This is a genomic window from Mesorhizobium sp. WSM4310, from assembly GCF_007003935.1.
In the GTDB taxonomy this organism is placed as follows: Bacteria; Pseudomonadota; Alphaproteobacteria; order Rhizobiales; family Rhizobiaceae; genus Mesorhizobium.
On record NZ_VFTA01000073.1, the window covers coordinates 1 to 8,981 of the forward strand.

Consider the following 8,981-nt stretch of genomic DNA (forward strand, 5'->3'; position numbering starts at 1 on the left):
AGGCAGTAGGCAGTAGGTTGGTGTTTGCCGCTCAATCTTTCTCCCTACTGCCTACTGCCTACTGCCTATTCCATACTGCCTGTACTAAATTCCTTCGCCGGCAAGCTCTTCCGAAAGCGTGGCGACCTGGTCCTGGGCGCTGCGCATCATCGGATAGATGGCCAGCACCTTCTGCCAGGCTTCGAGCGCCGACTGCTTGTGGCCGGTCAGCGCCATGATCTGCGCCAGGCCCGACAGCGCGCCGAAATGGCGCGGCTCGAGTTGCAGCGTGTGATCGATGTCGGACATCGACTTGCCGTAGTTTTTCATCATGAAATGCACCGTGGCGCGCCGGTTCCAGCCTTCGGCATAGGTCGGCCGCAAGGTCACAACCTGATCAAGCAAATCGAGCGCGACGTCGAATTTCTGGTTGTCCATCGCCTTTTGCGACCACAGCATCATCAGGTCGACCGAGGCGCTGCCGGACTGGAACCATTCGCTCCAGATGTTGCCGGCGATGCGTTCGGCGGCCTTTTCGTTGCGTTCGCGCTTGAGGTCGGAAAACAGCTTGTCGAGCCGGGCCTGTTTCGTCATCGGCGCAGCCGGAGCCTCCGGGGCAGCCGGCGCCGCCGGCTGATCGTCCGCGGCGCTGGCCGGCAAGCTTGTGACGCCGGAAACAAGCAGGGCTGTCAAAAATGCAAAAAGAATCCGCATCGCCCGATCCTAGTCCCGGGCGGCGGAACAGCAAAGTGATTTTAGCGTGAGAAGGTCGGCAGGCCGACACGCATCAAGGGGCGGAGGCGAAAAGCCTCCGGCCGAAAGCTCAGCCCTGGCGCGCCTTGTAGCGCGGGGCGGTCTTGTTGATGATGTAAACGCGGCCCTTGCGGCGAACCAGCTGGTTGTCGCGGTGACGCGCCTTCAGCGCCTTGAGCGAATTCTTGATCTTCATGGTCTTGCCTGTCGGTGTGGACCCGGTCCCGGGTCGAAATTTTAAGGCGCGCCAGAAGACGCGCCTTTTCAACGGTGGGTGGCTCATAAACGAGGAGCCTTGTCCGTGTCAACCGCAAGCATGCTCCATACCTCCATATCATCAAATATCCGCCATGTCGGCCTTGCGGCATTGCGCGGCCGTAGGCCGGCTGGGATGATGCGGAGTGTTTCAAGTGATTTGGGGACGATCATGCGCCGAATATTGCTGTCCGCCTGCCTTGTCGTCCTGGCGGGAACGTCGATCGTGCGCGCACAGGAATGCGACCGCTCCGACGACAGCCAGCAGATGATGAACATCTGCGCCGGCGAGGACTACCAGGCCGCCGACGCCAAGCTCAATGCGGCCTATCAGGACCTGATCAGCTCCGATGATGCCAACGGTAAAAGATTGCTGCAGGCGGCGCAACGCGCCTGGATCACCTTCCGCGACGCCGAGTGCGCGCACAGCACGGCCGCCAGCGTGGGCGGTTCCATCCACGCGATGGAGGTTTCGCAGTGCCTGGCCAGGCTGACCAATGACCGCATCAAGCAGCTTGCGGCCTCGGCCAATTGCGAGGAAGGCGATGCGAGCTGCGCCAGCTCCAACGAGGACAGCGACGAGCTGCAATAGGTTCGCTTCCGGCTATTGAACGCGACGGCTGACGCGGATGAAATGGCCCATCTTGCGGCCGGGCCGCGCCTCGGCCTTGCCATAGAGATGCAGCATCAGATCGGGCTCGGCGAGCAGTTGAGGGACGCGCAGCACGTCGTCGCCGATCAGGTTCTCCATCACGCAATCGGAGTGGCGCTCCGGGCTGCCGAGTGGCAGGCCGGCAACGGCGCGGATATGCTGCTCGAACTGCGAAACGATGCAGGCCGCTTCGGTCCAGTGGCCTGAATTGTGGACGCGTGGCGCAATCTCATTGGCCAGCAGCGAACCGTCGGAAAGCACGAAGAACTCGACGCCGATGACGCCGACATAATCGAGCGCCGACAGGATTTTTGCCGCCGCCGTCCGCGCCGCTTCAGCCGTCTCACGTTTGACGCCGGCTGGCAGCGTCGAGGTGTGGAGAATGCCGTTGCGGTGGACATTCTCGGCCGGGTCGTAGGCTGCCACTGCGCCATCCAGGCCACGCGCTGCAATCACCGAGATCTCACGATCGAAGGGCACGAAGCTTTCCAGGATCAGCGGCACATTGCCCATCGCCTCGCAGGTGCCGGCGAAGCCGCCCGCCTCCATGTTGCGGAAGACACGCTGGCCCTTGCCGTCATAGCCCATGCGCCGCGTCTTCAATATGCCGCTGCCGCCGAATGTCTTCAGCGCCGCCGTCAGGTCCTCGTCGGTGTCGACCGGACGAAAATCGGCGGTGGCAATGCCGATGCCGTTGAGGAATGTCTTTTCGCTCACCCGGTCCTGCGCTACGTCGAGTGCGCGCGCCGGCGGATAGACCGCAACCCTGGCGGCAAGCGCTTCTGCCGCGGCAACGGGAACATTCTCGAACTCGTAGGTGACGACGGCACTTGCCGCCGCCAAATCGGCAAGGGCGGCCGGGTCGTCATAGGCTGACGTAATCTGCCGGTTGGCGACTTGTGCCGCCGGGCAATCCGGCTGCGGCTCCAGCACGATGGTGCGGTAGCCGAGGCGGGCGGCGGCCATCGCCAGCATGCGGCCAAGCTGGCCGCCGCCGATGATGCCGATGGTCGATCCGGCGGGCAGGCTCACGGCGTGTCCGTCGGTTCGTCGGCAACCTTGGCGGTCTGCGAGGCGCGCCAGGCGTCGAGGCGCTGGGCAAGCTTGTCGTCGTTCAGCGCCAGAACGGCGGCTGCCAACAGGGCCGCATTGGCCGCACCCGCCTTGCCGATGGCCAGTGTCCCGACAGGAATGCCGGCCGGCATCTGGACGATGGAGAGCAGCGAATCCTGCCCCGACAGCGCCTTCGATTCCACCGGCACGCCGAACACCGGCAGCGGCGTCATCGCCGCCGTCATGCCGGGCAGGTGCGCCGCGCCGCCGGCGCCGGCGATGATCACCTTGTAGCCGGCGGCCTTGGCGCCCTTGGCGAACTCATAGAGCCGGTCGGGCGTGCGATGCGCTGAGATGATCAGGCGTTTGTGCGGGACGCCCAGCGCCTCCAGCGTTTCGGCCGCCTGGCGCATCGTCGCCCAGTCGGACTGGCTGCCCATGATGATGGCGACGTCGGCGCGTTGATCGTTCAAGCTTGTTGCTCCCCGGCGACAAAGGCGCGCCTTAGCCGAATTCGGCAGCGACGGCAAGGATATCAGGCCACCGGCAAGGCCGGTGGCCATAATCCAGCCTAAACCGCCGCCTTGCGGAAGCGGGCGACGAAGTCGTCAAGCTCGGGACGCTCCATGTCGGAGATTGCCCAATAGGAGAAGGCGCCGTCGCTCCAGTGCACCATCGAGAAGCCGCCGGAGGAAAGGTCGCCCGGCTGCGTGGTCTTGCCGCCCTGCTGCGGTTCGGCGACCAGCGTGATCAGATGCTCGCGGTGGCGGTAGACCAGGGCCGGCACCGGCCGTCCGGATATCACCTCGACCCGGCCGCCGATCAGCGCGTAGCCGTCCTGGGCAAGGTCGGGGGCCGGCGGCGAGACGCCGATGCGGGCGTCGAGCCAGGGCTTGACCGTATGGCGGTCGGACGAGACGATGTCGATCGGGCTCGCGGCAAGTAGGCTGCGGCGATGGCCGCTGGCGACCGCGGCGGCAAAGCCATCATCGACGCCGCTCTGCATCACCCATTGCGTCGCCCCGCTGGCCAGCACTGCGCTGATCATGATCGACGCGGCCATGGCGCGCCAGTCGAACGAGCCGAAGCGGCGCGCTCTCGGTGATGGCCGCGCCTGGGAAGGACGTGTCCCGGCTTCCCGTCTCTGACCGCCGCCAGCGCCGGCAATCAACCCCGGCAGCGTCGATGGCGTACCGTGCTGCGGCTCCGCCTCGACCGGCGCCTGGCGTTCGGCGCCGGCCATGCCGATCGACGCGATGCGGGCCCGGAATGCATCGCTGACATCGGGGCGCGGCAAGCGGCTGACGGCGCCTTGCAGGGCGACAATGCGGGCATGCTCGGCGGCAAGCCTGGGGTCGGCGGCGATGCGACGCTCCACTGCAAGAGCGGCCGCCGCATCAAGCTCGCCATCGACAAGGGCATGGATCATCAGTCTGATACCTTCGGGATCGTTGGGCAGTCCGTCGTCGTGCGTCATGACGCTCTCCCCAATTCTGACGCGAGCAGGCCACGGGCGCGGGCCAGCCTGGACATCACCGTGCCGATCGGCACGGCAAGCATGGCCGATATCTCGCGATAGCTCAGGCCGTTGATATCACGCAGCACCAATGTCTCGCGAAATGGCTGCGGCAGAGCCGCGATCGCCGCCTCCAGCGCTGCACTATCGGCCTTGGCGATCAGGCTCGCCTCCGGGCCGTCCTCGTCGGGCATGCTGGTGCCGTGCGCCGCCGCCATGTCATCGAGGTCGCCCAGATCGCCGACGGCCATCATGACACGCGGCCGGTTGCGCGCCATCCAGGTGTAGGAGGTGTTGCGCACGATGGTCAGCAGCCAGGCGCGGGCGTTGCCGCCGGCGTAGCCCGATATGCCGGCATGCGCCTTGATGCAGGCGTCCTGCACCACATCCTCGGCATCGGCGGCATTGCCGGTCAGCCATCGGGCCAGCGCCAGCGCGTCGCCGAGATGCGGCAGCACCACTTCGTTGAAGCGTTCTGCCAGGGCCCTCTCGCTCAAAGCGGCACCATGATCCGATACTCCAGGCCGTGCCGCCTCAAGATGCGACGGCGACCTTGCCCTGCTCGCAGGGGCAAAGCCCCCGGGAACAGGCAGAGCCGCCTGCCTTGCCGAAACTGAATTCATCTGCGTCACCGCTGTCAAGCGCCACGAAGGAGAGCCTGACGATCATCATGCTTGCCAGCGCATCGCCACGGCCGACGCCGTGTTCGCTGTCCTTGCAATGATGGGGCATGCCGGTCTCCTCAACGCCAGCCGTGGCGTATACGGAGGAGACTTGTCGCGGTGCCGATTTATTCCCAAAGCCCGCGATCCGGCTGTTCACAGTCGCGTGATCGCGGGTGGTTTGGGATGGTTGGCCTGGCGCTCAATCCGGCCAGCGCAGTGCGCCAGAAGAATCCTTCCGCGCAGTCTTCATCGCATCGGCGGGACGGTCCTTCGCGGTCAGCACGGCACGCAACCGCTCGGCGACGATCTCGGCCTCGCCAGGATGCAGATTGCAGGGGTCGAGGAAGAAGTGGCCGCGCTCGACTTCGTGGTTGCGCACGATGATCGGCGGCGTGCCGGCCGCCAGCGCCGAGGCGAGGCCGGCGGCGCTGAAGCGGCTCTCCGGCGATACGAAGATCTGCAGCCGGTCGAGCGGATTGGCTGTCGGGTCCGGGATGATCTTGGCAAGGATGCCCGACAGTCCCTGCAACGCGTCCTTCCAGAGATTGAGCGCCGCCTCCTCGCGCTGGCGGATGCCGGCGTGATCGCGCTTCTCCCAGGCTTCCAGTGCCGCCATGGTGCCGGCGATGCTTTCCTTGCCGACCTTCATGGCCCGCGCCACGCCGCGGTTCTGCAGATAGGCTGCCCGCACCAGATCCTTGCGACCGGTGACGATGCCGCTGGTCGGACCTGAGAGGAATTTGTGGCCGCTATAGATGACGACGTCGGCGCCGCGGGCGAGAAAACCGCGCAGATCATATTCGGACGCCGCATCGACGATCACCGGCACGCCCTTGGCGTGGCAGATCTCGCAGAATTCCTCCAGCGACAGCATGCCGTACTGCACCGTGTGGTGGGCGACGACATAGAGGCCGGCCGCCGTGTGCTCGTTGATCGCTTCGCGCACATGGTAGTCCTGGGTGACGCTGACCGTGCCGGCGGGCACCACCCTGGCGCCGGCGACGCGGATCGACTGGTCGATCGGGGCGCCGTAATTGACGATGTGGCCAAGCTGGATGACGACCTCCGATTTGAGGTCGCCGGTGTCATCAGGCAGGCGCTCGATGGCGAGCAGGCTGGTTCCTGTTATTGCACCGGCGATCGCCATGGTGATGCCGCTGGCGCAGCAGGCGGTGATGAAGCCGGCCTCGCCACCGGTGAGGCGCGCCACCACCGTGCTCGCGGCGCGCTGCAGATCATCCATCTCCACCCATTGCGAGGCCATCTCCGCCATGGCGCCGATCGCCTCCGGAACGATGATCGATGCGCCGAGCGCGGTCATGGTGCCGGAGACATTGATGATCGGCCGCAAACCCAGCCGTTCGCGAATGGTGGTGTTGGAGCCGGTGTCGGAATAGGTTTTCATGTGAGCGGATCCCGTGAGTAGCAGGTCAGGCGGCGATCTCGACGACCGCCTCGATTTCGACAGTGATGTTTCCAGGCAGCGAGCCGACGCCGATCGCCGAGCGGGCATGGCCGCCGATCTTGTCGAAGACATCGGCGAACAGGTCCGAGCAGCCATTGACCACTTTCGGGTGGTCGCTGAAGGTCGGCGTCGCGTTGACGAAGCCGAGCAGCTTGACCACGCGCACGATGCGGCCGAGATCGCCGGCGGCGGCATGCATGACGGCCAGCAGATTAAGCCCGGTCAGGCGCGCATGCTCATAGGCCTGCTCGACGGTCACGTCCTCGCCGACCTTGCCGGTGCAGAGCGTGCCGTCGGCGCGCAGCGGCCCCTGGCCCGACAGGAAGATCAATCGCCCGCTCTCGGCATGGGTAACGAAGTTGGCGATGGGCGTCGGCGGCTCGGGCAGCGTCAGGCCGAGTTCGGCGAGCCGGATGTAAGGCGTCATGGAAGCAGGCTCCTTGGGACGGCACCGGCCGTCCAATGTCAGAAATGCGAGGCGCGGAAGCGCGCCAGGAAAGTGCGGAGGCGCTCATTGCTGGTTTCCGCCGCCAGGATTTCCTTGGGCGGGCCGACGGCGCTGACGCCGCCATCGGCCATGAAGACGATGCGGCTCGAAGCGTCGCGGGCGAAGGCCATTTCATGCGTCACCATCAGCATGGTCATGCCATCTTCGGCCAGGCTGCGCACCACGGCCAGCACCTCGCCGACCAGTTCCGGGTCGAGCGCCGAGGTGATCTCGTCGAGCAAAAGGATTTTCGGCTCCATCGCCACGGCGCGCGCGATGCCGACGCGCTGCTGCTGGCCGCCGGAGAGCTCGGCCGGCAGGCTGTCGGCCTTGTGGGCGAGCCCGACGCGGCCGAGCCAGTGTTCGGCGATCTGGCGCGCCTCCGCCTGGCTCTTTCCCCGCACCTTGGTCAGTCCAAGCATGATGTTGCCGGCGGCGGTGAGGTGCGGAAACAGGTTGAAGCTCTGGAACACCATGCCGGTCTCGGCGCGCATCGCGGCCAAGTCGCGCTCGCTGCGGCGCTGGCGCGTTCCGGCCTCGCGATAGCCGACCTCCTTGCCGTCGATGCGGATCGAGCCTGAGTCGTAGCTTTCGAGGAAGTTGACGCAGCGCAGCAACGTGGTCTTGCCGCTGCCCGAGGGGCCGATAACGGTGACCACTTCGCCACGTTTCACCTGAAGGCTGACAGAACGCAGCACCTCGACGGCGCCGAAGGCCTTGGAGACATCGCGCACGTCGAGCAGCGCGGGACTGGCGTTTGTGGCGTCGGACATCGTGCTATTCCCGAATGAAGGCAAAGCGCCGCTCGAGCCGCCGGCTGGCGAGCGAGAGCGCATAGTTGACCGCGAAATAGATGAGCGCGCCGAGGATATAGAGCGGCATCGCCTCATAGGTGCGGCCGATGACCTGGTTGATGGCCTGCATCAGATCGGTGATGCCGAGCAGCGAAACCAGCGCGCTGCCCTTGACCGCATCGGTGACGCCGTTGATCCAGGGCGGCAGGAAGCGCCTGAAGGCCTGCGGGAAGATGACGGAGGTGAGCCGCTGGCGGAAGGTCAGCCCGATCGCCATCGCCGCCTCGGACTGGCCTTTCGGGATCGAGGCGACCGCGCCCCTAAGATATTCGATGACCTGCGCGGTCTTGAACAGGGTGAGCGCCAGCACAGCCGCCCAGAAGGACGGCAGATGCAGCCCGACCGCCGGCAGGCCGTAATAGACGAAGAACATCAGCACCAGGATCGGAATGCCGCGAATGGTGTCGGAGAAGATGCGCACCGCCCAGCGCAGCGGGGCGGGGCCATAGACCAGGCCAACGCCAAGCAGGACGCCGGCGACGAGCGACAGGGTGACGACCAGGAGCGACACCCAAAGGGTCAAGGCGAAGCCTTTGGCGAGGAAGGGCAGGGCGTAGAGGATCTGGCTCGCCATGTCAGCGCGCCGCCCTGAACCGGCGCTCGACGAGCCTGAGCCCGAAGAGCAGGATGTAGCCGGTCACCAGATACATCGCCGTCGTCACCAGATAGACCTCGACGATGCGGAAGGTGTTGAAGTTGATCCACTGGGCGCCGAAGGTGAGCTCGGGCACCGAGATGACCGAGGCTATCGAGGTGTCCTTGAACAGCGAGATGAAGGTGTTGGACAGCGCCGGCAGCGTGATGCGCAGCATGGTCGGCAGGCGCACATGGATGAGCCTTTGCCAGGGCGTCAGGCCGATCGCCTTGCCGGCATCGAGCTGGCCGCGCGGGACGGCCTCGAGGCCCGAGCGAAACACCTCGACCAGATAGGCGCCGCTATAGACCGACAGCGTCAGGACGAACGAGGTCGGCGCGCTGTAGGCCAGGTCGACCACGGTCGGCACCCCGTAGAAGACGAGATAGACGAGCAGGATCAGCGGCACGTTGCGGATGAATTCGACATAGGCGGCGATGATGGCCCGTACCACGCGTCCGGCCGAGACGTACCAGACCGCGAGCACCAGGCCGATGACGGTGCCGATGGCGATCGAGATCACCGCAAGCTCGAGGCTGAGCAGCAGACCGCCCCACAGCTTGTCGAAATGCCGCCAGATCAGGTTGAAATTGAGGGCATAGCCCATGCGTGCGCCTCGGTGTGAAGGCCGTCGAATGGATCGCGGAAGGGCTGGAATGCCGCCCTTC

Annotated in this window: 13 protein-coding genes; 1 reads left to right on the plus strand and 12 read right to left on the minus strand. The window is 65.6% G+C overall.

Features of this window, described 5'->3' with window-relative positions; all coding sequences use genetic code 11:
- Positions 1 to 84: 84 nt before the first annotated feature.
- On the minus strand, positions 85 to 693 hold the full coding sequence (locus FJV80_RS34090; protein ID WP_142878479.1) for a hypothetical protein: 609 nt from the start codon (positions 691 to 693) through the stop codon (positions 85 to 87).
- 109 nt (positions 694 to 802) lie between these two features.
- Positions 803 to 928 (minus strand): type B 50S ribosomal protein L36, encoded by a 126-nt coding sequence (gene ykgO, locus FJV80_RS34095; protein ID WP_006327841.1) that lies wholly within the window; start codon positions 926 to 928, stop codon positions 803 to 805.
- A gap of 231 nt (positions 929 to 1,159) precedes the next feature.
- On the opposite strand from ykgO, the gene FJV80_RS34100 reads away from it, so the two are divergent.
- Entirely contained in the window at positions 1,160 to 1,579 is a 420-nt protein-coding gene (locus FJV80_RS34100; RefSeq protein ID WP_142878480.1) for a lysozyme inhibitor LprI family protein, read from the plus strand.
- Between the two features lie 12 nt (positions 1,580 to 1,591).
- Here the strand turns inward: FJV80_RS34100 and FJV80_RS34105 are convergent, their stop codons facing one another.
- The 10 genes from FJV80_RS34105 to FJV80_RS34150 all read right to left on the minus strand — a co-directional run bounded on the left by FJV80_RS34105 (position 1,592) and on the right by FJV80_RS34150 (position 8,920).
- Positions 1,592 to 2,671 carry a 5-(carboxyamino)imidazole ribonucleotide synthase gene (locus tag FJV80_RS34105; protein WP_142878481.1) on the minus strand — a complete coding sequence of 360 codons (1,080 nt, stop codon included), beginning with the start codon at positions 2,669 to 2,671 and terminating at the stop codon, positions 1,592 to 1,594.
- The gene (gene purE, locus FJV80_RS34110) at positions 2,668 to 3,165 is read right to left on the minus strand and encodes a 5-(carboxyamino)imidazole ribonucleotide mutase (protein ID WP_010911966.1); all 498 of its coding nucleotides are present in this window, start codon (positions 3,163 to 3,165) and stop codon (positions 2,668 to 2,670) included. Before purE ends, FJV80_RS34105 begins: the two co-directional genes overlap by 4 nt.
- A 98-nt stretch (positions 3,166 to 3,263) precedes the next feature.
- A complete protein-coding gene (locus FJV80_RS34115; RefSeq protein WP_142878482.1) occupies positions 3,264 to 4,169 on the minus strand; it encodes an anti-sigma factor in 906 nt (301 codons plus the stop codon).
- Positions 4,166 to 4,705 carry a sigma-70 family RNA polymerase sigma factor gene (locus FJV80_RS34120; RefSeq protein ID WP_095772104.1) on the minus strand — a complete coding sequence of 180 codons (540 nt, stop codon included), beginning with the start codon at positions 4,703 to 4,705 and terminating at the stop codon, positions 4,166 to 4,168. The genes FJV80_RS34115 and FJV80_RS34120 overlap by 4 nt, the downstream gene beginning before the upstream one ends.
- A gap of 37 nt (positions 4,706 to 4,742) precedes the next feature.
- A complete protein-coding gene (locus FJV80_RS34125) occupies positions 4,743 to 4,940 on the minus strand; it encodes a hypothetical protein (RefSeq protein ID WP_142878483.1) in 198 nt (65 codons plus the stop codon).
- 132 nt (positions 4,941 to 5,072) lie between these two features.
- Positions 5,073 to 6,278 carry an aminotransferase class V-fold PLP-dependent enzyme gene (locus FJV80_RS34130; protein ID WP_142878484.1) on the minus strand — a complete coding sequence of 402 codons (1,206 nt, stop codon included), beginning with the start codon at positions 6,276 to 6,278 and terminating at the stop codon, positions 5,073 to 5,075.
- A gap of 25 nt (positions 6,279 to 6,303) precedes the next feature.
- Positions 6,304 to 6,765, minus strand: a complete 462-nt coding sequence (locus FJV80_RS34135) for a RidA family protein (protein WP_010911960.1) — start codon at positions 6,763 to 6,765, stop codon at positions 6,304 to 6,306.
- A gap of 38 nt (positions 6,766 to 6,803) precedes the next feature.
- Positions 6,804 to 7,598, minus strand: coding sequence for an amino acid ABC transporter ATP-binding protein (locus tag FJV80_RS34140; RefSeq protein ID WP_019861669.1), 795 nt, complete (start codon positions 7,596 to 7,598; stop codon positions 6,804 to 6,806).
- 4 nt (positions 7,599 to 7,602) lie between these two features.
- Positions 7,603 to 8,253, minus strand: coding sequence for an amino acid ABC transporter permease (locus tag FJV80_RS34145; protein ID WP_095793133.1), 651 nt, complete (start codon positions 8,251 to 8,253; stop codon positions 7,603 to 7,605).
- 1 nt (position 8,254) lies between these two features.
- The gene (locus FJV80_RS34150) at positions 8,255 to 8,920 is read right to left on the minus strand and encodes an amino acid ABC transporter permease (protein ID WP_095772109.1); all 666 of its coding nucleotides are present in this window, start codon (positions 8,918 to 8,920) and stop codon (positions 8,255 to 8,257) included.
- Positions 8,921 to 8,981 lie beyond the last annotated feature (61 nt).